Consider the following 20,755-nt stretch of genomic DNA (forward strand, 5'->3'; position numbering starts at 1 on the left):
TTTAATTCGATCAACTTAATGCAGTGATTTCGAGGATACTCGCCGCCCGCTAAGAAGTCGCTGGAACAAAATAAAAACAAACAGCATCAGACCAATCACAATCTTGGTCCACCATGAGCTGAGCGTACCTTCGAAGCTAATTATAGTTTGGATAGCCCCCTGGATCAATACACCAATAAAGGTTCCCGCCACATACCCTACACCACCTGTTAACAAGGTGCCTCCTATCACAACAGCCGCGATGGTATCGAGTTCAAGACCCATGGCGTGTAATCCATAACCGGATAACATATAGAAGGTGAAGACAACACCGGCAAGCGCGGAGCACAAACCGCTGAACGTGTACACCAGGATTTTGGTACGTGCAACCGGCAGCCCCATGAGTAGCGCAGATTGCTCGCTTCCGCCGATGGCGTAAACGTTGCGCCCAAACCGGGTGTAATGTGCCAGGTAGATCGCGAGCAGTACAATAACCAGTGCAATAATCACATTAATGGAGACAAAGCTGCCCCCTGGTAAGGAGATTTTCGCCTGCGCAACCTGTGTGTAAAATGGATTCGTAATGGTAATGGTGTCGAGACTGATGACATAACACAGCCCCCGCGCCAAAAACATGCCTGCCAGTGTCACGATGAAAGGCTGAATTTTAAAATAGTGGATGATAGCCCCCATGACTGTGCCAAACAACGCACCCAAGACAAGCACCATAGGTATAACGATCGCAGGCGACCACCCTTGCTTCTCGACCAGACTTGCACTAATGATGGTCGTTAACGCAATGACAGAACCTACCGACAGGTCGATTCCTCCCGATACAATCACAAAAGTCATGCCAATCGCCGTGATAATCAGAAATGCGTTATCAATGAGAAGATTAAGCAGTACCTGTGTGGAAAAGAACCCCGTATACCGGAAAGAGCCTATGGCAAACATCACGGCCAGTAAGCCGAAGGTGACAAAGACCGGGAGATACTTACGATTAAGAAACATGGCGGTTAACCCCCTGTTCGGCTGGAAACTTCCGTTTTTTCCAACGGATCACCATGGAATTGCGGAATGAATCGGATTGAATCAAACAAACGGCCAGTACAACAAAGGCTTTGACAACCAGCGTAACTTCTGGCGGGACTCCAATCATATAGATCGTCGTTGTTAAGGTTTGGATAATGAGTGCTCCAACGACGGTACCCATTAGATAGAAACGACCACCATTGAGCGAAGTACCCCCGATGACTACAGCAAGAATGGCATCAAGTTCATACCACAGACCTGCGTTATTGCCATCCGCGCTGGATACATTCGAGCTGAGAATAAGCCCGGCAATGCCGGCACACAGACCACAGAAGACATATACCGTGAGAATAACCGTTTTTGAACGAATACCTGCCAGTTGGCTCGCGTTTGCGTTACTTCCAACCGATTCGATAAACAGTCCCAGTGCCGTTTTTCTCGTCAACAATGAGGCAACTAGTAGCACAGTTAATACGATGAAGATGGAAAAAGGCAATGCTGCAAGCGAACCTGCACCGATATAGGCGTAGTTCGCGTTGGATACAGTAATAATCTGTCCACTCGTAATCAATTGCGCAATCCCACGTCCGGCTACCATCAGTATAAGCGTTGCAATAATGGGCTGGATTCGGGCAACCGAAACCAGCGCCCCGTTCCATATGCCCAAGATCAGTGAGAGACCTATAGATAATCCAAGTGCACCCAACACAAGCCAGAGCGAACTCTGATCCACTCCTCTGCTGATGCTCATACAAGCCACGGCACCGGAGATCGCTACAATAGAGCCCACGGACAAATCGATACCTCCGGTTGCAATCACCAGTGTCATGCCGATCGATACCAGAATTAAGGGCGCTCCAAAATTGAGAATATCAATCAAGCTGCCATACAGATTCCCTTCACGCATGACGAGGGAGAAGAAATCCGGAGAGTACAGCAAATTAAAGATTAAAAGTAAACCAAGCATACATAACGGCCAAAACAAATGATGTTTACGCATCTTGCCCGCCATCTCTTTAACCTCCTGCCATTGCTTTCATGATTTGCTGTTGATGGATCTGATCCCCGCTAAGTTCTTGCACTTTTTTGCGGTCCCGGATTACGGCAATCCGGTGGCTGACACGAATCACTTCTTCCAGCTCGGACGAAATGAACAGCACGGCCATTCCCTGCTTCGACAGAGAGAGCACCAGCTTCTGTATCTCAGTCTTTGCACCGATATCAATTCCACGCGTAGGTTCATCGAGAATCAACAGATCGGGGTTCATCAGCAACCACCGTGCAAGCAACACCTTTTGCTGATTACCGCCGCTCAGATTTTTAATTAAATGCTCCGGGTTTTTCGGATGGATATTTAACAGGTTGATGTACTTTTCGGCGATCTCATCCTGTTTCTTGCGTGAGATGGGTTTGGACCAGCCTCGTGTCGCTTGTAAAGCCAGAATAATGTTCTCCCGAATGGTCAAATCATCGATTATGCCTTCGGTTTTACGGTTCTCGGAGCAAAAAGCAATATTCTGATCAATTGCATGACGGGGAGACTTGACCGTACTTCCTGTATCTACAACGAGCAGCTTGCCTTCATCTGAACGATCTGCACCAAAGAAAAGGCGAGCAATCTCAGTACGACCAGACCCCAATAATCCAGCCAAGCCAACGACTTCTCCTTTGCGAATGTCCAGATCAAATGGCTCAATTGCTCCTTTGCGTCCAAGTGCCTTAGCGGTAATTAACATTTCTCCCGACTCCGCCTGGGCAGTATCCGCTTCCTTCGGAAGCTCCTCAAGCACCTCAAGCTCCTTGCCGATCATCTTGAGCACCAGTTCCATGCGTGGAAGTTCTGCGGCTATGTACTCTCCTTCCAATTCCCCGTTACGTAGCACCGTTAGACGATCCGACATTTCGTATACCTGATCAAGAAAATGAGTAACAAAAAGAATTGCGAGACCTTCACTCTTTAATTTGTGCATAATACGAAACAGTTGCTGAACCTCGTTTTTGTCCAGACTGGATGTGGGTTCATCCAATATGAGCACTTTTGCCGAGATGCTGAGTGCTCTTGCAATTGCAATCAGTTGTTGCATCGCGACCGAGTAAGTCTGTAAAGGAGCCTTAACGTCGATGGACAGATGTAATCTGTCTCGCAGAATGTTCTCCGCATCTTTGTTCATTTGCTTCCAATTGATTTTTCCAAATCGCATCGGCTCCCGCCCGATGAAAATATTCTCAGCGACCGTTAAGTTCGGACAAAGATTGACCTCTTGATAAACGGTACTGATTCCCGCCTTTTGCGCTTCAAGCGGACCGGAGATCGAAAGATGCCGGTTATCCATGGTTACCGTTCCTTCATCAATGGAATAAACGCCAGTCAGAACTTTAATAAGCGTCGACTTCCCCGCTCCATTCTCACCCATCAAGGCATGAATCTCGCCCGGAAACAAGCGAAAGCTGACGCTGGATAGTGCTTTAACCCCGGGAAATTGTTTGGTGATGCCTGTCATTTGCAAAATGGGTGCTTGCTCGGCCATATAACCCTCTCCTTTGTTATGGAAAAAAGTCATTTAGCGACAGCCTGGTCGAAAAATGACTTTTCGGTGTTATACGAATCTGCTTTTAATATTCACGTGTTGGCAATGCTTCTTTGGCTTGCTCCGATGTGAAGGTCGTCTCATCCGTAACGATTCGGGGTTCGATGTCTTTCCCGTCCACTACCGATTGAACCGCTTCCATTAATTGAGGTCCTAACAACGGATTACATTCAACGATAAAGTTGATTTTGCCATCAGCAGCAGCCTGCATCCCATCCTTCACGGCATCCACAGAGATAATGGTAATATCTACGCCTGGTTTCAATCCTGCCGCTTCAATGGCCTGGATTGCCCCAAGTGCCATATCGTCATTATGTGCATAGAGAACATCTATTTTTTTATGTGCTTTGAGGAAAGCTTGCATGACTTCTTTGCCTTTGGCACGTGTAAAGTCACCCGATTGTGAAGCAATCACTTTAAGCTTCGAATTGGAAGCAATCAATTCCATAAAGCCCTCTTGACGGTCATTCGCTGGTGCGGAGCCTGTTGTACCCTGCAGCTCAACAATGTTGATTTCGTCTTGTGTGTCTTTGTATTGGTCACTAAGCCACTGACCTGCTTTGCGTCCTTCTTCTACAAAGTCGGAACCAATAAAGGTTTTGTAGAGGGTTTTATCCGGCGAATCCACAGCACGGTCCGTCAAAATCACGGGAATTCCTGCATCCTTCGCTTCCTTCAATACGGTATCCCAACCGGATTCTACAACAGGGGAAAAAGCAATCACCGTCACCTTCTGTTGTATGAAGGATCGCAAAGCTTTAATTTGATTTTCCTGCTTCTGCTGCGCATCGGAGAATTTCAAATCATAACCCGCTTCTTTGGCTGAATCCTGAATCGACTTGGTATTCGCCGAACGCCAGCCACTCTCCGCACCAACCTGCGAAAAACCAAGCGTAATTGTTTTGGCGCTGGCAGGTGTACTGCCATTCCCACTCGTTGAAGTTTCATTATCGGAGCCTGCTCCTCCATTGGTACTGCTACATGCCGTGCTGACCAGCATCACCATAGCCAATGTTATGGCAAGTCCCCACTTTTTTTTGGTTCGCATGTTGTGATCCTCCCTTTTTTCGTTTCACCTTGTGGTGTGACCACATTATAGAACGCTTTCATTCCGAGCTTATATGGAGTCTCATACTTTATTTATGTAATAATTTAGTAATTTCAAAAAATGGAGTTTAAAAAGTGTAATTTTTTTGTTTAATTGTGTAGTATTTAGCGATTCTCTTACATATTAGAAAATCATGTTATACTAATGATACATTTTTGATCCCTTCAGATGGAGTGGAATACGTTGAAACTCATTCAATGGATTGCTTCAAGCCTCAGGCTTAAATTACTCAGCATGTTTATCATCCTCAGTTCAGTGCCACTGATCGTGGTTGGATTGATTTCTTACCACAAATCCTATACGGTCGTATCCAATCATAACAAGGCCTCAACACAGCTGGTTGCCGACCAGCTTGCCAGGAACATTGACATCTTGTTTGAGGATACGGAAAGGCTGCTCGAACTGGGCAAGAACCCGCAAGTGCTTCAATACTTGTATTCTCAATCGGAGTCCTACCCGGAAGCCAAAGCCATCCTTCAGACATACAATCTTTATCGGGAAACCTACAAGTATGACAAGGTACTTAATATCTCATTCGTGAATTTCTATGGAAAAGGCATAAGTGAACGAAAAGGCGTGTTCAAGCTGGAACGAAATCCGCTGCGTAACCCGTACTTCAAGTATCTGATACAGTATCCGGATGCCATTCTGCGCATCCCTCATTCTGCAGCCTATGCCGAATATAACAGGCTGGATGGGTTTGCTTACCCTAAACAGAATGCGCTTTCAATTATAACCACGGTCAAAGAGCGAATTACGCATGAGGTCATCGGGTTCATAGTGATTGATTTGAATGATTCATTCATTGATGATTTTTTGACGAATACCCCAATTAAGGATTCCGGTTTTTTCTATATTAGTGATCAATACGGAAATACACTCTTTAGGCCAGATGTCACCCCTGCATCCATAACCATGATGGATCAGATCCGATCGGTCCCTTTACATCTACAGCACGACAGCTTTATCCTGTCTGCAGGATCCAAGCCCCAGTTTGTTGTATACAGCACCTCAAAACAGACCGGATGGAAAATGATCGGGGTAGCTCCTTATCAGGAAATCATTGCAGAGGCCAATAGCATTCGCCAATTGATCATCATTACGGTTTTGTTAAGTGCTTTCTTTGCGATATCGTTATATTTTTTCCTGAATAACCGATTGATTCTTCCCATCCGAATTCTGATGAACAAGATGCGTAAAGCTGCAAACGGTTACTTGGAAGCCAAAGTCACACCACACGGCTCGGACGAAATTGCTGATCTGGGCAAAAGCTTCAATGTGATGCTGGATAAACTCAAAATGCTAATCGAAAAGAGCATTCGAGAGAATGAACAGGTGAAAATAGCTGAACTACGTACGTTGCAAGCTCAAATCAACCCTCATTTCCTGTATAACACGTTGGAATCCATCCTATGGATGGCTGAAGCTGAGAAAAAAGAAAATGTAATCAAACTTGTGCAGGCCCTCTCGAAGTTCTTTCGTTTGAGTCTGAACAAAGGATTCGACTGGGTATCCATTCAAACCGAGCTTGAACATGCGCGGAGTTACTTGGTTATTCAACAGATGAGGTACCACGATATTCTCACTTACGAGATCAGCGTTGATCGTGATCTTCAGGATTATCCCATTTTGAAAATGACGCTGCAGCCCCTGATTGAGAACGCGCTCTACCATGGGATCAAGAACAAACGCGGTCAAGGGCTGATATCCATACACGGATATGTAGAGGACAATAGCATCATTCTGACCGTACAGGATAACGGAATTGGCATGTCTGCGGATCGATTGACACAATTACGTGAAGAGCTGGAGAAGCCGGCCGGTTCCCGTTCACCCCAAGATGACGAGCAGGAGGGCGGATTTGGTCTGCTCAATGTACATCACCGGATTCGACTCTATTTCGGACCATCTTATGGCGTTGAAATGGAAAGTACGTATATGGAAGGCAGCACATTTATGATTCGTATCCCCAAAAGCAAGGAGGTTAACCGTTGAAAAAGGTGATGATCGTGGATGACGAAATTGGAATTCGGGAGAATATACGGAGCTGCATTGATTGGGAAAAGGAAGGTTTTCACTATTGCGGGGATGCACCCGACGGCGAGCTTGCGTTACCTTTAATTCATGAATGGGCTCCGGATATTCTGATTACAGATATCAAAATGCCATTTATGAACGGATTGGAACTGACCTCCATCGTTCGCACTCAACAACCTGATATCAAAATCATTATTATGAGCGGTCATGATGAATTCAGCTATGCCCAGGAGGCCATCCGGCTTGGTGTGACCGAGTACTGTCTAAAGCCCATTAGCGCAGCAGAGCTAATCCAAATGCTGCATAAGGTCAGCAAACAAATGGATGAAGAACATCAACGCATGACAAACCGGACGATCACCAAAGAAAAACTGCTGGCCGATCTGTGCGGAGGACTCATCGGTACAACCGATGCGATTGAATCAGCTAAACAACTCTCACTTCCTCTCTCGGCCAGGTATTATACAATTGTCATTATCGACGTTCGATTAACAGATGACTCCCGGGACCCGGAATCCCTGATGAAGAAGCTGCTTCCCATACTGGAGGAAACTCGTGATCCCCACGTTGAACTTCTTCCTTATATTCGAAGCCGGACCGAGTTGGTGCTTCTACTCAAGTATCACTCCGATGACAGCATATCCGTATATCTGGAGCAGCTTCGCGGGCGGGTTCGTATGGAACTTGAGCATACGTTCAAATGTAATATTATTCTGGGCATTGGCAGTCAACAGGAGCGGCTGCAAGGAATTCATGTCTCGTATCTGGAAGCGGAGGAGGACAAATATATTAATCGACTCACCCTTCAGAACAGAGCTTCTCTACATGAAATTAACCTGGATGAGCAAACGACTCTTTTTCTCGACAGGAATTCGTTTCTTGAATTTCTCAAAATCGGCAGCCCCAATCTGCGTGACCATTTTGTGCAAGAGTTTGCCGCTCCATTACAGTCCTTCGACTGGAAGTCCTCCTCGTATGGCTTCTATCTGTTGAATGATCTTACGCTGGAGTCGTTTCGGCTCGCGAATCAGTTGTTCCGCATGAGTGACCATTCGGATGAGAACATTACTTCCCTGCAACAGACGATTCGGAAGATTACGTGCTGGGAGGATTGTAACCAATATCTGTGTTCCCTGCTTAACCTGTTATGGCAGAGAAGAGCAGCGTGCTCTGGAAAATACAGTGATGTCATTGATCAGGTGAAAGCCTATGTATCCCGTGAATACAATAACGAACAGGTCTCGTTGAAGATGATTTCTGCACACGTTAGAATCAGTCCAAGTCATCTAAGCAAGATTTTCAGTCAGGAAACCGGTCAAACGATAACGGAGTATCTAACCCAGATTCGAATCGGTAAAGCCAAGGAGCTACTGAAAACAACCAACAACAAAACCTTTGAGATTGCTTATAAAGTTGGTTACAACGACTCTCACTATTTTTCCAATATATTCAAGAAAACAACAGGTTTTACACCAAGAGAATACCGAACTCAAGGAACCGAGGAATCGCAAGCCGGACCATCAGATATGAGAAAAGAGCCGATGTATGAATAAAGCCAGATTTGCACTTTTACTTACACTAATACTTCTGTTCCCGATGATCATTTCATCCGGTTCGGCACACAATCGTCCACAGCAAATGGCTGCAACACTTCCTGCAACTTCACCTGTAGAGAAATCTGCAGCGAGCAAAACTTTTGGTATTATTTATCCAATGACGTATCCAACCTATGAGATGATCACGAAGGATGCAACGGAGTATGCAGGGAAACACAATATCACGTTGATTGTAAACGCCCCTGATGAAGCCAACACCGAACAACAGATCCGTATCATGGAGAATATGATCAAACAGCATGTGGACGGGATCGCTATATCTCCTGTGGATGCTGCTGCACTTACCCCCGTTATTGATGCAGCCCAAGCTGCAGGTATTCCTGTCATTACATTTGAGTCAGATGTCCCATCGAGTCATCGAATCGCTTATGTGGGCGCCGATAACTACCGTACTGGCCAGCAGTTCGCAATGACGACTACACGACTCCTGCATAATCAAGGTATGATTCTTGTCGAGAATGGCTTGGAGGAGATGCAAGGTTTGCAGCAGCGGCTTAATGGATTCATTGATTATATCCGCAGTGAAACAGACATCGAAATCTTGGAAGTTCGTTATCATCAAGGGAATGAAGATCAGGCCATGTCCGATATGGAGAACATGATTCAAGCTCACCCTCACTTCAATGCGATTATCGGGCTCGATTTTGTTTCTGTCTCTGCCTCTACCCTGATCTGGAAAGCAAAAGGCCTTAATCGGCATTTAATCGCGTTCGGTGACAGCCCGACCAGTGAAAACGGGTTGCTCAACGGTCAATTGTCTGCCGTCATTTCTCAGAATGAAGGAGTCTGGGGTACCAAAATGATGGAGACCCTGTTACTTGCAAGCGAAGGTGTGCCTGTGAAGGAATTTATTGATACGGGGATCATTGAAATAAATCAGGAAGGAAGCAATTAAGGGGATGTCTGCCTGTCATTCTGATGACAGGCGGACATCCCCTTTTAAATTTCGCAAATGTAGTTATGACTTCCATTCAACGAAGGGTTTCTCAAGAAATATGAACCTCAAGTATATGATACCTTATGAGAAGTTATTTTTTCCATTCGTTTTCTAATATGCTCATCTCAATAAGATTCCAGAAGGTATCTTCATATCTTCTCGCATCACGAATAAGTCCTTCTTGTACAAAGCCCGCTTTTTCATAACATCGGATGGCTGCGACATTAAAATCAAATACGCCCAGACTGATCCGGTGTAACTTCTCCTCTTCAAATCCAATTCGAAGTGCCTCATCGATCATTTGCTTTCCATAGCCTTTACCCTGATATGGCTTGCCAAGGAGCACCTTACCAATGCGCCCTGAACGATTATATCGATCGATACCGCCAAGAGCAATATGGCCCACACTCTCCTGAGTCGACTCATCCATCACTTTATAAATGAACTTATTTGAAGTGTTCTTATCATTGGCACCATGCAAATAATCCGATAGCTGTTCTCTGGAAAGTGGATATTGGAACTGAGGACCGGCCCACTGGAGCAAAAATGCTTCATCCCCACTCCATTCGATCAGTAGATCAAAATCCTCCGGTTCAAAGTATTGGAATGTAATCATGTATATCCGCCCCTCTTTTTTACGTCATATCATATCCTATTTCAGTTCTCTTGTGTCGTCATAATTATGAGTTTCATCAAACGCTTTGTTTCTTATATTCAATTCACGAATGGAGTTCTGAACCCAATTCATTCTAGCTAATAAACAGATAACTCCACCTAAAATGCATATCGCGCCTATCCAATAATTCAGTACAAAATCCACTTGATAAGCACTCGAATCATAACTGCCAGCTGCTGCTGACTGGAATGCTGCATACCCTAGCTTGGGAATCACCTCTTCAATCATTTTCGAGATCGTAATAATCACAATTCCTAACATGATAAAGAGTAATGAGAAAATAATGTGTACATGCTTCAAAGACAAGCTACCTCCTTTACAATCCAAATCGCGTGTGATTTGGCACTACTTGCATCTTAGAAGCCGAACGACTTCGCCATCAATCAGCCCTTCACTTACGCTGTGAAAACCAAGTGATCCATAGAGATATCCGGCGATACCATTTTCCGGCCTGTGTCCAATCATGATGCGTTTACAATTCAGCGATTCTTTCATTAGATCAATTAACTTCCTCAACGCTTCTCTTCCATAACCTCTGCCCTGATATTTTGTATCTATCATTAGAGCAAGAAGCCAATAGTTATCCTCATGATCCGCCTTATCTGAGTACACGGCAAAACCAACCAGATCCGAATCAAAATAGATGGCCATGGGTTGAAAATCGGTCACAACCTTGGATTCAGCAATCCAATATACAACCGGCGCTGGAAAACTTTTTCTCTGCTCTTCAGTTACATCCAGTTGGGTGCAAGCATACCAATTATCCACCGACACACTTTTTAATTGAATCATAAATTGAAACTCCTCCTCGTGAAAATTACACAGAGGAATCCCTCGGAAACCTTCCTTTGGTCCTCTGTGCTAGACAAAAACACCTCTTGCAACTTCATTTCTTCTACTCAGATTTGTATTGTTTCTCATATCACATCACTCCTTTCACGTATATTTCAGCGTTTCAACGAAATTTCACGATTAAGCCTTGTTAAAGCTCGCTTGCAGTGTCCATTCTAATCTGCGGAGCCATTCCCTATGTACATCTGGATGAGCATTCTTAATTCGGTGCATGATCTGTATTACTTTGGATGTGGAATATGCCCGAATTAGATCATTTGTTACATCAATATTTGTACGTTCTGTATATGCATTTAAGAAGACTTCTGACAGATCCTTTGCCATGTGAGGGTAATGAAGATGCACAAACCAGACCACCCATGCGATATCAAACAACGGATTGCCCCATCCTGCCCACTCCCAGTCCAAAATGAACATTGAATCGTTGGATAACATGACATTATGTGGTCCGTAATCTCCGTGAATCAGAGTTTGCTCCCCATGATCGGAAATGTCCAACACTTCTTTTACCATGCTTTTGATTCCGGAGGGTACAAACTCAAGTTCCTCCACATCATTAGCGGACTTCGTTATGACTGGCAGCTCTGCTTCGCAGTCACCTCGTTTGATTGTGTGCACGTCTCTGGCGAGATATATACCAAGTTGCTCATAAATTTTCCTGCCTTGGTCACGTCCATCTTGATCCAGCAGCCTCTGTGCATTTATTCCTGGAACATAATCCATCATAACAAACAGCCAGTTTTCTTTTTCAAAGCAATCATGCACTCGCGGAGTCACGCCAGAATGATTTAACAACCTTAGCGCGCTTATTTCTGTCCTTGCATCTGTATTTTCTACATGATAGATTTTAGCAATCATCTGCGGATCAGTTCCCTCAAGTAAAAGGGTCGTATTGGTATAACCACCTGTTAGCTTAACAATGTTCACATTCGGAAATCTGTTTAACAAGATGTCATGGTTCACTTCATGCATTCCTTCTTTCTTAGTCCTTGAAGTTCAGTCCTCTTTTAGACAACCTAAAACCTAATCTTCGATCTCTGAAAGCATAGGGCTATGTTTAATCAGTTCAGCGATTTCAAAAGATTTATTGGCACCTAACACTTCCCTAACAGCTTCAACCCCCTCTGACTTCCAGACCGAACAGACATATTTAGAAAAAGCATACCCATTCAAAGCATATCCATTGTCCTGTAGCCGTCTGAATAACCCCACACTTTCCTCTACCTTTTCAATATCTGTCAAAATACATGCCAGATTGTTCATCGCGATGTGAACATCTCTCTGTGAGTTACTGGATGAATTCAATTGTCTCCAGCTACCTACAACTTCCTGATTTTTTATTTGATCTAATGCTGACCAGTCGATCTTGTTTATCAAATTCGGCGTTTCATCCAGAAGCAGATTTACTTCTCTAACCTCCCCAACATGATGCAGATAGGCCAAACGCTGTTTGTTGTATGTAATTCGGGCAAAAAGAATATTGGACCATGTCTCATCTTCTTGTATAAGCTGGTTCATATTTTCAAGCACACTGTCCATTTCACTGTATCTCTCCAAAACCCAAAGCGAACCACCCAAAGCCCGATGGCTCTCGAATCGAACACCTCGATTGGTATCCAACTTCGGAGCATTATCGCAAGCATATTGGTACCAGTCCATCCAATGATCAAAGTAGTTTCCCAGAGATAATGACAACGCTTGTGTTGAATCCGAAACAATCCAGTGTAACTGCTCCGGGGCGAGATTTTCTTTCCCCCATTTGAAGAATTCCCGGTGATTGGCATAAAGCGGTTCAGGCTCTCTTAACAAGGCATAACCATCTGAAATATTCCAGTAGACCCAGCCTTGTTCATGGACAGACAATTTCCTGGATTGTTCGAAGTTTTTCAGTAACTCAATCATACCCTGATGATCCCCTCGAACTAATAATTCCTGAAAAGAATGAACGATATTCATCCCCATCCTCCGTCCTTAATTAGTTTCAATTCAGCTATGTCAATGGCTTCGTGCCGCAAGCTGTAATGAAATTCATCATGGCATAGGCTTCCGGCGAATGATTTATCGCTTCAGAAGCTTGTTGCAGCTGAGCAAATTCCTCCGAACTGATCACACCTTTTTCAGCAAAATGTACAAAACGATTAAGATTAAACTGGTGCTTAAACCCTTCTATGCCTAACAGATCACTATGTTGAAGGACAGAATCAATGTCAACATCGATGTATCCGCTCTCAGAAAGGAGACGCGGCAGACTTCTGCCAATTAAGCGATTACCACCGTGTTGTGCTACATAGTCCGAAATTTTCATTAATACCGTATGCAAAGCAGGAACATCAGGATTCACTGCTCCAAAAACGCCGTCATCTACATCAATAATGGCAAGACGGCCGCCAGGCTTCAGTACACGATATATCTCTTGTGCAGCTTCGTCAGGATTGTTCAAGTGAAGAAAGATCAGTCTTGCCACGACAAAATCAAAAGAATCATCAGGCAGATCCATCTGGTAGATGGAAGACTCTACAAATTGTAATCGCGTGGAAGGAATATCTTTCAGCCGTTCTTTGGCTTGTGCTTGCAGTGAACGATCAATCTCAAGAGAGGTAAGCTCGCTCTCCGGCAGACTGTTCAAAAGTTGCTCTGTAATGTAACCTGGTCCGCTTCCGACCTCCAATACACGCATTCCATTTTTCAAACCATACCACTCTAGATTTCGGAATTCTTTGGACCACCCCATTATCGCCTGCATCTTTAACCTCTCTAATTCCTCTTGTAAACTTAACACTGCCGTTTGGATACTGTATGTTGAACGCGGATCACTCATATATTCTCTCCTGTTCTTAAGTAGAATAATAAAAACATATATTCTTAGACCTTTTTCTTCCCTAGAAAAAGCGCAACCTTATGTTGTTTCTCTATCGTTCCACCTGCAGCATCAATGGAATGTTTGATTCGCTCTAGAAGTGAACGCCGAACATCAATAGAAAGCTGCTGATGTTTGGAGTTGGTATTTAATAAAGCGACATATTCTTCGCTGGAGCAAGTCTGTATCCAGTTATACTCCTTAACCTCAATATCCGTGAACAAGCCGGATTTTTCTGTTATTTCTTTACGCTCTTGGATAACTTCATCTGGCGAAGGATAGTGCGAATCATCGAGATGAGGGGATAATGCTGTGTAGTGGGAACGAATTTCATTGTGCAGCTGGTCATAGACCGGTACATGAATCGTCCAGAAAAGTCCAATGCCGCCTGTATTCTCTAGCAATTCCCAAGCCCGGTGGTAACCGACCTCCGGATCAATGAAGTGAAAGGCCGTTCCTGACACAATCAATTGAAATAGCTTTCCTTCGTTATTCCACTCCTCAAAGGAAGTGTTGATTACTTGAATCGATGGATATGACTTGAATTTGTCTGCGGTGAACTGTGCCAAGTTGCTGCCTAATTCAATACACGTGATGTTTGTATAGTCCTTGCTCACCAATCCGCCAGTGGCCTGCCCCGTTCCGCAGCCAATCTCAAGAATGGAATCCTCTTTATTAAGATTCAGATATGTAAAAATATCATCAAACATTTCACTCGGATAGACGGGTCTATATCGTTCATATTCATCTGCTACGAGATTAAACGTTTCCTTATTTTCCAAGTTCGCATCCTCCGATTTCAATTGTGGTTTTCCTATAATACATTGACTAAACTTACCATATCTTATTATTCTTGATAGTAAGAGGATAAACCTTTCAATAGGAGAATGATGATAGTTTAAGTCCAAATTTTATATCCTAGAGGACTGAGGTGTTCTTGTGAAAAGTATATTTGATACGATGAATGCTGCTGAAATTACAGAGCGCATGGCTCAACTTAGTGAAAAATCCATCCCTGAATGGGGCACGATGCAGGTCTCTCAAATGCTGGCTCACTGTTCAGCATTTCATGATATCCCCTTAGGAAATGCTTTTCCACCTAGAGGATTACTTGGGAGACTTATAGGACGGTTCGCAAAACCAATGTTTTATAATGACAAGCCCTTGCCCCACAATATGTCTACGATCCCCACAATCATTATTGATGACCAACGACAGTTTATGGAAGAAAAAGAAAAGCTTGAGCAGCAGATTAATATCTTTCAACAAGGTGCTTCAGAAAAATTCTCCCGCCACCCCCATCCCTTCTTCGGAAAATTAACAGCCGAGCAATGGGGTAAAGGCATATATAAGCATTTAGATCATCATTTAAAGCAATTTGGAGTTTAGCGGTTATGCACGGTGTGCCAGTTATGCATGCTGTTCTATTACTCTCTTTCATTGACTGACGAGTTCAGCAGGTAATATCCGGAACTGATTGGTTTCTGGATTACATTCTAAATTAGCAATGACTCAACTTCATTAACCCAATCTCCTTCTTCGTCAGCCAGTAAAGTCTCCCAGCCAAGTAACTTAGCCGAATGTAAATTCTTCTCTTGATCATCTATAAATAGAACCTCTTCTCCAGCTGCCAGGAGGGTTTTGACCCGTTGGTATATCTCAATCTCAGGTTTGCATAAACCCACTTGATTAGAAATGGTTACACTTTTGGTAAATGAGCTTAAACGGCTCAGATTCGGCTCAATCCATTCCTTACAATGATTGCTGAGTAGATGGATATCTGCGAACTCACTCCATCGCTCAAGGTATTGAGCGGCTGGTAAGGGAACAATTGAATTGTATAAGATGTCCTTCGCTCGGCTTATCGATAATTCGGGATACATCTCCTTCAACGATTGCCAGAACTCTTCTTCCCTCATCATTCCTGTCCAGAGCTTTCGTTTGATTCCTGCAAAATGTACTTTCAAAGATTCTGCCGATAGGTTGGTTTCCTCACTCATATCTTTCCAGCACGTCAACGACATATTACTTAACAAAACCCCTGCGATATCTAAAACGATCTGTGGTCTGCCTTTCATTTTATCGACCCCCGAGTTCAACTAATACGACGTATAACAGACCCAAGTTACTTAAAAGCGTCATGCGGAAGGACAGCATGTACACCCTTAACGCCATTCACAATTTGGGTGATACGCAGGTCAATTACCGCGCTTCCAAGTGCAATCGCTTCCACTCGATCTAGTCCGTACAACTCACCCATCAGATTGAGCATCCCGTCTAATGCTTGAACCGTAGCCTCATTCAAATCTTCATGAAAACCGAAGGTAATCCAGCCGGATGGCGTATGTGCACGAGGATTGGTCAAAATCATATCATCAATCACATTAAGCGTGACATCCACCACTTCCATCGGACATTCAATGGCCTGACAGCTGACTTCACCGTCCCCCTGCCGTGCATGACCATCACCAATCGCGAGATAACCCCCGTCTACGGGGATAGGTAAATATAATTTACTTCCCTGCACCAGTTCCTTGCAGTCGATGTTTCCTCCACAATAGCGAGGTGGCCAAGTCGTATGAATCCCACCTGACTCTGGCGGCATGCCCACTACACCCATAAACGGCGAGAGAGATACAGTGAAGGACTTTCCTTTTATTTCACAGGTTCCATTCATCGTTTGGCGATCAAGTGTCCAGTTCAGCGACAGTTCTTCAACCTCTGTTAGATGTAACTTATGGTTCTGCCAGTTCGGATATCCGCCAGCGGAAGTAAACCCGTAACTCCCGGGTACGATCTCATTGAAAATAACTTCCAACGTCTGTCCTTGCTTCGCCTCATCGATATAGATCGGACCGATTAAGGCATGACCTCCATCTTTTTCACCTTGACGATCAAAAGGTTTCATGCGTTCCGCATAACTCACCCCCGTTCCCCAGCCCGCATCCAGCGTCTGAAAACGAATGGAATCACCAGATTTCACGCTCAAAATGGGAGTTACCTCATTGGTAAATGAACCAATCAGATTTTCCTGAGTTAATTCAATCGTATGTGTACTCACTACAATCCCTCCCTTGTTTGGGATACATATTATTTTCAAAGCAAGCCACATGCTGCATTCCGTGCCGCTTCCTACATGTTAAGTCCTTTACGCTTCAAGACTGGAGAAGATATACCTTCAACGGTTCCATATGATGCTGGTCATGCCATATAAAATCTTTAAGATATTGGGGAATATAAAATACGTTTCCCTCTGCGTCCAAATACGTCTGATGAAGCTGTTCCTCCGATAACCCTCGAATGTCATTCATAATTTTATGGCGATACGTGATCGCCTTGTTTACGATTTCGGACGTCTCTGTGCGGTTACCAAATTCAATAGCTTTGCGATTAAACTCTTCAAAATTCATATGTTTCAACGTAACTGGCTGCTTCAGAGCAATCTTCTCAATCGCTTCCTTGTAAAAATATCGGTCCCATAACATGATATGACTGACGATGGATTTAATCGTCCATTTCCCTTCTTCCATGCTGGAATTCCAGGTCTTCTCTTCAAGATGATTCATCGTCTTGACAAACAACGCCCATTCTTCAAAATTTTGAAGCAAATGTTCAATCTCTTTAGTCATGATTACATTTCCCCTTTCTTTCTTTTTGAAATGATTCACTGCTCTATAGGTTCTCTTCGATTCCGATTCATCCATCCCAAAGCATAATCAACCATCTCTCTTTGGGGTATTAGATAACTCACAGCTTCCCCTACCATTCCTTCGGTAACAGCGTTAGTTTGGATCTTAAACTCATTAAAAATCAATTCAAAATCATCTGATTCATTGTTAATATCATCGTATGTAGTCCATTGCTCAAGTCCATCCACCAGCATTTTTACTCCCCAAACTTTTGGCTTAACAAATGAATTCTGCTGTTTATATTCGGCCAGGTGCAAGGAGGTGTTACTATTTGTAGGCGCACCAAGTAACAGAATGTATCCACTCAAATCATAGATTTTTCCTAACGGAGATTTCTCATTTAATGCATAATGCAAGTTGTGATCTTCCATTATCCGTTTTGCCTCTTTCCCCCAGGCAGCAAAAGACATGTGCGGATGTGAGCTTCGAAACACACCATCTTGCTTCCGAAACACCTCAGGAATGATGCCCATATACGAGGTTGGGGTTAGATCAGGATAATAAATAGGCATATTGTCTTTGATGAACTCAATTTCCTCTGAGGACAGATTCGCGTCATGCTCTGAAGGTTCACAAAGATGTTCTGTTTGAGTGGGCATGACAATGGTTCCATTGGTTCCAACGGCTTCTTCCAGAGCTAAAATAACACTTACCGGGCCGCCTATAACCTTACCTATTGCTTTGAAGGAGGAATGAACGATTATCGTCATACCCTCCCTTATCCCCATTGACTTTAAATCATTAACTATACTTTTTCTTAATTGTAAATCCATTGAAATCCTCATTTAATCCTCCAGACCAAAGCAGACAAAGTTGTTACTAGATATCGATTCCACTACAGCTTCGTAATATAATCTTTACATATTTTTCAATGGTTCATGATTGGTCTTGAACAGCGCTGCAATAATCTTCTCCGCACATTCTTCCGGTGTGTTCATACTTGTATCAATGGAGTAGCTATAGTTGATGTTTTGGGCCATGATTTGATGCTGCTCATCCGATTGCTCTTCTCTTCGATCACCACGTTCAATGTTACGCTGACGACAGATATCGAGAGGACAGTGCAGTTCCACAATATCCAGTGGATACCCTTCAAAAATATGTTTGACTTGTTCATAATGAGGTGCGAGCTCCGGTCTTTCCACAAGTATGCCATCGATCAGAACATGCTTTCCATGGTCTGAAAATACTTTTGCCGTATGATACATCATTACAATCGCTTCACTCAGATACTTCCAGTAATTCGTCTGAAGGTGTTTATCACCGATCGTATTTTCAAATAAATCATTAGCCACAACATAGAAAAACGGATCATCGTATGATTGCATCGCTTCGACAATTGAAGTTTTACCAGAGCTGGTTACACCGTTCAAAAATATAATTTTGCCTTTTTCCATGATAGTCATCTTCCTTACTTAAGTATAATTTTATAAACGAAATACAGCATGTACTACGTTTGTTTCATTGATTTTTTGAGCAGCATGATCTGGCCAATATGATAGGCATTATGAATACATAGATTTGATACAACTCCCCACCATGGCGCGTTGAAATAGGAAGGGACTTCACGTGTCAATTTATGTTCTTCACTATCTTCAAGTGCCCTGTTCCAATCACTAAAGACGGTTTTTAGTCTATGTAATGTCTTGCCCCACTCCACATCATTCAGGTTAGACGTATCTATGTCAAATGTATCCTCATTATTCACTGAATTCTGCCCGTTGACCTGTTCGGCAATATATCTCTCAAGCCACTTCTCATTCCAGAAAATAAGATGATTGACGATCGCCCAAATGGAATGCTCTCCCTCATTCTTTACATAAGCGGCCTCCGCCGCATTGAGGTCTGTCAAAATATCATGAAGCGGAATAAACCAGCTCTTGTCATGATAACAGGCGTTTAATTGGTCTATGAGTATAGCTTTGTAACTCATCGTTGCACCTCACTCAGATTAATATCATCATTTATCAGTTCATTGACTTCGCAATCTTCATCACAAGATCTTCTGACATGTTTCCGCCAATGATCTCGTATTGCAGCGCCTTCCCATGCACATCCTCTTCGATCCATACCAATTGGGAAGTTTCGTTATTGAAAATATAAAATGCTTGGACGCCACGTATGGCTACCTGTTTAACCTTAGTACCATCATGATCAGGCAATGCGATCCGGCTCTTTGTTGTCCCGAAAATATTAAGTTTATAACCACCGTATTCTTTATATGTGATGCTGATGCCCACAACCTTCTTATTGGGCTTCAAGTCTCGTATCACTACATTTCTGCCTGACCTGTTACTTTCTTCAATCATTTCATCGATTTCTTGCGGAGTTAAATTATCAAATCCATAAAATACATGAATGGCATCTATATCAGAATCAATCGGAAATTTCGGCTGCCATGGAGAATAATGTTTCTGCAATTGTTCCAAACCGTCTTCCCATGAAATGGGTGCATAGTTGGTCTGTTGCGTGAATTGGTTCTCTATAACATCTGCGGTGTATATCGCCTTCCCCTCACCAGGCTTTAAGTCAATGACGATCCGGTCAATCGCATGATCATTGCGTAAGGATTCAATTTGAATCTTTCCAAGCACATCTCCGCTTTTGTTTTTGATATCCATTGGTCTTCACTCCTTTGTTTTCAAAAATACCTTTCTGATCTTCATACAATAGAAGCTGAGCCCTACAGAAGATAAAAAGATCTTGAGGACTCCAAATATGCAAATCGTCCGCAAGATATCCTCGTAACCATAACTTGTCGTTTATTCGTCTGAGATAAAAACCTTTTGGAAATTCATTATCCTCCGTAAGGGCTGCAGATGCTATCGTAATGGAGCCGGACGGAGCTTTGTTACCCTCTGAAATATTGGTAGAACATATCTCAGGCTGATCCAAATATTGCATTCTTAGATAAGGTCCTAACTCAACCGGACAACATTCTAACCCAAGATCATTTGCTCTTCGAAAGAGCTGAAAAGTCGTAGCACCATCCGAAAATCCAAGTTGTCTGACGGTCAACTCAACCGTTTGCAATCTTCGCTTTGTACTGGAAACTATAAATCTCTCATCATTTAACAACTGTTCTCCATATTTATTCAATGAAATAGAGTGTTGGTCCAGTTTCTGTATAAGCTGTGGTTTTGTTAAACCGCCAACGTCTACTATTCTGATTTCAACTGCGCAATCAGGGTATACTTTTCGTCTTCAATCAACATTTGTATCCCCCCTAAATCAAAATTACTTCTATTTGAATTTATATTTAAAGCGTAGTCACTCATCTAGTTCTGAATTCGTTTACATACAAATGCTCAGTAAATGATAGCAGCAAACCAAGGCTCCTCAGAAATTCAATTCACAATTTCCCATTATGTTACCTACACACCT

22 protein-coding genes and 1 pseudogene are annotated in these 20,755 nt (G+C 43.3%); 4 read left to right on the forward strand and 19 right to left on the reverse strand.

Going from position 1 to position 20,755, the window contains the following annotated elements; translation table 11 throughout:
* Positions 1-15: 15 nt before the first annotated feature.
* From yjfF to MHB71_RS12830, 4 genes are all read right to left on the reverse strand, one after another.
* Positions 16-990 carry a galactofuranose ABC transporter, permease protein YjfF gene (gene yjfF, locus MHB71_RS12815; protein WP_340029815.1) on the reverse strand — a complete coding sequence of 325 codons (975 nt, stop codon included), beginning with the start codon at positions 988-990 and terminating at the stop codon, positions 16-18.
* Positions 980-2,023: an ABC transporter permease gene (locus MHB71_RS12820; RefSeq protein ID WP_083657362.1), complete on the reverse strand. Its 1,044-nt coding sequence runs from the start codon at positions 2,021-2,023 to the stop codon at positions 980-982. Before MHB71_RS12820 ends, yjfF begins: the two co-directional genes overlap by 11 nt.
* A gap of 4 nt (positions 2,024-2,027) precedes the next feature.
* Positions 2,028-3,539, reverse strand: a complete 1,512-nt coding sequence (locus tag MHB71_RS12825) for a sugar ABC transporter ATP-binding protein (protein WP_339199073.1) — start codon at positions 3,537-3,539, stop codon at positions 2,028-2,030.
* A gap of 85 nt (positions 3,540-3,624) precedes the next feature.
* Positions 3,625-4,647, reverse strand: a complete 1,023-nt coding sequence (locus MHB71_RS12830) for an ABC transporter substrate-binding protein (RefSeq protein ID WP_017689009.1) — start codon at positions 4,645-4,647, stop codon at positions 3,625-3,627.
* Positions 4,648-4,890: 243 nt separating this feature from the next.
* On the opposite strand from MHB71_RS12830, the gene MHB71_RS12835 reads away from it, so the two are divergent.
* The 3 genes from MHB71_RS12835 to MHB71_RS12845 are packed head-to-tail and all read left to right on the forward strand — an operon-like array spanning position 4,891 to position 9,255.
* Positions 4,891-6,702, forward strand: a complete 1,812-nt coding sequence (locus tag MHB71_RS12835; protein ID WP_340029816.1) for a sensor histidine kinase — start codon at positions 4,891-4,893, stop codon at positions 6,700-6,702.
* 5 nt (positions 6,703-6,707) lie between these two features.
* The gene (locus MHB71_RS12840) at positions 6,708-8,297 is read left to right on the forward strand and encodes a response regulator (protein ID WP_340030171.1); all 1,590 of its coding nucleotides are present in this window, start codon (positions 6,708-6,710) and stop codon (positions 8,295-8,297) included.
* The gene (locus MHB71_RS12845; RefSeq protein WP_340029818.1) at positions 8,290-9,255 is read left to right on the forward strand and encodes a substrate-binding domain-containing protein; all 966 of its coding nucleotides are present in this window, start codon (positions 8,290-8,292) and stop codon (positions 9,253-9,255) included. The genes MHB71_RS12840 and MHB71_RS12845 overlap by 8 nt, the downstream gene beginning before the upstream one ends.
* Before the next feature lie 133 nt (positions 9,256-9,388).
* Here the strand turns inward: MHB71_RS12845 and MHB71_RS12850 are convergent, their stop codons facing one another.
* The 7 genes from MHB71_RS12850 to MHB71_RS12880 form a co-directional block, all read right to left on the reverse strand.
* On the reverse strand, positions 9,389-9,913 hold the full coding sequence (locus MHB71_RS12850) for a GNAT family protein (RefSeq protein ID WP_340029819.1): 525 nt from the start codon (positions 9,911-9,913) through the stop codon (positions 9,389-9,391).
* A 36-nt stretch (positions 9,914-9,949) separates the two neighbouring features.
* A complete protein-coding gene (locus MHB71_RS12855) occupies positions 9,950-10,273 on the reverse strand; it encodes a hypothetical protein (protein WP_340029820.1) in 324 nt (107 codons plus the stop codon).
* Positions 10,274-10,318: 45 nt separating this feature from the next.
* Entirely contained in the window at positions 10,319-10,765 is a 447-nt protein-coding gene (locus tag MHB71_RS12860) for a GNAT family N-acetyltransferase (RefSeq protein ID WP_340029821.1), read from the reverse strand.
* Positions 10,766-10,945: 180 nt separating this feature from the next.
* Complete coding sequence (locus MHB71_RS12865; RefSeq protein ID WP_340029822.1) at positions 10,946-11,788, reverse strand: phosphotransferase; 843 nt, start codon at positions 11,786-11,788, stop codon at positions 10,946-10,948.
* A 60-nt stretch (positions 11,789-11,848) separates the two neighbouring features.
* Positions 11,849-12,781 carry a hypothetical protein gene (locus MHB71_RS12870; protein WP_340029823.1) on the reverse strand — a complete coding sequence of 311 codons (933 nt, stop codon included), beginning with the start codon at positions 12,779-12,781 and terminating at the stop codon, positions 11,849-11,851.
* A 34-nt stretch (positions 12,782-12,815) separates the two neighbouring features.
* Positions 12,816-13,643: a methyltransferase domain-containing protein gene (locus tag MHB71_RS12875; RefSeq protein WP_340029824.1), complete on the reverse strand. Its 828-nt coding sequence runs from the start codon at positions 13,641-13,643 to the stop codon at positions 12,816-12,818.
* Positions 13,644-13,687: 44 nt separating this feature from the next.
* Positions 13,688-14,464, reverse strand: coding sequence for an rRNA adenine N-6-methyltransferase family protein (locus MHB71_RS12880; RefSeq protein ID WP_340029825.1), 777 nt, complete (start codon positions 14,462-14,464; stop codon positions 13,688-13,690).
* A 157-nt stretch (positions 14,465-14,621) separates the two neighbouring features.
* Between MHB71_RS12880 and MHB71_RS12885 the strand changes: the two genes are divergently transcribed.
* Entirely contained in the window at positions 14,622-15,071 is a 450-nt protein-coding gene (locus MHB71_RS12885) for a DUF1569 domain-containing protein (protein ID WP_340029826.1), read from the forward strand.
* Positions 15,072-15,178: 107 nt separating this feature from the next.
* On the opposite strand, the gene MHB71_RS12890 is transcribed toward MHB71_RS12885, so the two are convergent.
* The 8 genes and pseudogenes from MHB71_RS12890 to MHB71_RS12925 all read right to left on the reverse strand — a co-directional run.
* Entirely contained in the window at positions 15,179-15,760 is a 582-nt protein-coding gene (locus MHB71_RS12890; RefSeq protein ID WP_340029828.1) for an HAD-IA family hydrolase, read from the reverse strand.
* Positions 15,761-15,807: 47 nt separating this feature from the next.
* Entirely contained in the window at positions 15,808-16,743 is a 936-nt protein-coding gene (locus MHB71_RS12895; protein ID WP_340029829.1) for an acetamidase/formamidase family protein, read from the reverse strand.
* A 94-nt stretch (positions 16,744-16,837) separates the two neighbouring features.
* The gene (locus MHB71_RS12900) at positions 16,838-17,311 is read right to left on the reverse strand and encodes a DinB family protein (RefSeq protein WP_340029830.1); all 474 of its coding nucleotides are present in this window, start codon (positions 17,309-17,311) and stop codon (positions 16,838-16,840) included.
* A gap of 35 nt (positions 17,312-17,346) precedes the next feature.
* Positions 17,347-18,144: an AAC(3) family N-acetyltransferase gene (locus tag MHB71_RS12905; RefSeq protein ID WP_340029831.1), complete on the reverse strand. Its 798-nt coding sequence runs from the start codon at positions 18,142-18,144 to the stop codon at positions 17,347-17,349.
* Positions 18,145-18,228: 84 nt separating this feature from the next.
* On the reverse strand, positions 18,229-18,768 hold the full coding sequence (locus MHB71_RS12910) for an AAA family ATPase (protein ID WP_340029832.1): 540 nt from the start codon (positions 18,766-18,768) through the stop codon (positions 18,229-18,231).
* Between the two features lie 53 nt (positions 18,769-18,821).
* On the reverse strand, positions 18,822-19,304 hold the full coding sequence (locus tag MHB71_RS12915; RefSeq protein ID WP_340029833.1) for a DinB family protein: 483 nt from the start codon (positions 19,302-19,304) through the stop codon (positions 18,822-18,824).
* 34 nt (positions 19,305-19,338) lie between these two features.
* The gene (locus MHB71_RS12920) at positions 19,339-19,992 is read right to left on the reverse strand and encodes a DUF4367 domain-containing protein (RefSeq protein ID WP_340029834.1); all 654 of its coding nucleotides are present in this window, start codon (positions 19,990-19,992) and stop codon (positions 19,339-19,341) included.
* Positions 19,993-20,047: 55 nt separating this feature from the next.
* Positions 20,048-20,542 (reverse strand): annotated as a pseudogene (locus MHB71_RS12925) (helicase); the annotation flags it as partial.
* Between the last annotated feature and the right edge of the window lie 213 nt (positions 20,543-20,755).

It is taken from the genome of Paenibacillus sp. FSL H7-0940 (genome assembly GCF_037979415.1).
Classification (GTDB): Bacteria; Bacillota; Bacilli; order Paenibacillales; family Paenibacillaceae; genus Paenibacillus; species Paenibacillus amylolyticus.

Coding starts and splice junctions, on each gene's coding strand:
- yjfF (WP_340029815.1), bottom strand. CDS start 990: ATGTTTCTTAATCGTAAGTATCTCCCGGTCTTTGTCACCTTCGGCTTA.
- MHB71_RS12820 (WP_083657362.1), bottom strand. CDS start 2,023: ATGGCGGGCAAGATGCGTAAACATCATTTGTTTTGGCCGTTATGTATG.
- MHB71_RS12825 (WP_339199073.1), bottom strand. CDS start 3,539: ATGGCCGAGCAAGCACCCATTTTGCAAATGACAGGCATCACCAAACAA.
- MHB71_RS12830 (WP_017689009.1), bottom strand. CDS start 4,647: ATGCGAACCAAAAAAAAGTGGGGACTTGCCATAACATTGGCTATGGTG.
- MHB71_RS12845 (WP_340029818.1), top strand. CDS start 8,290: ATGAATAAAGCCAGATTTGCACTTTTACTTACACTAATACTTCTGTTC.
- MHB71_RS12850 (WP_340029819.1), bottom strand. CDS start 9,913: ATGATTACATTCCAATACTTTGAACCGGAGGATTTTGATCTACTGATC.
- MHB71_RS12860 (WP_340029821.1), bottom strand. CDS start 10,765: ATGATTCAATTAAAAAGTGTGTCGGTGGATAATTGGTATGCTTGCACC.
- MHB71_RS12870 (WP_340029823.1), bottom strand. CDS start 12,781: ATGAATATCGTTCATTCTTTTCAGGAATTATTAGTTCGAGGGGATCAT.
- MHB71_RS12875 (WP_340029824.1), bottom strand. CDS start 13,643: ATGAGTGATCCGCGTTCAACATACAGTATCCAAACGGCAGTGTTAAGT.
- MHB71_RS12890 (WP_340029828.1), bottom strand. CDS start 15,760: ATGAAAGGCAGACCACAGATCGTTTTAGATATCGCAGGGGTTTTGTTA.
- MHB71_RS12900 (WP_340029830.1), bottom strand. CDS start 17,311: ATGACTAAAGAGATTGAACATTTGCTTCAAAATTTTGAAGAATGGGCG.
- MHB71_RS12905 (WP_340029831.1), bottom strand. CDS start 18,144: ATGGATTTACAATTAAGAAAAAGTATAGTTAATGATTTAAAGTCAATG.
- MHB71_RS12910 (WP_340029832.1), bottom strand. CDS start 18,768: ATGGAAAAAGGCAAAATTATATTTTTGAACGGTGTAACCAGCTCTGGT.
- MHB71_RS12915 (WP_340029833.1), bottom strand. CDS start 19,304: ATGAGTTACAAAGCTATACTCATAGACCAATTAAACGCCTGTTATCAT.
- MHB71_RS12920 (WP_340029834.1), bottom strand. CDS start 19,992: ATGGATATCAAAAACAAAAGCGGAGATGTGCTTGGAAAGATTCAAATT.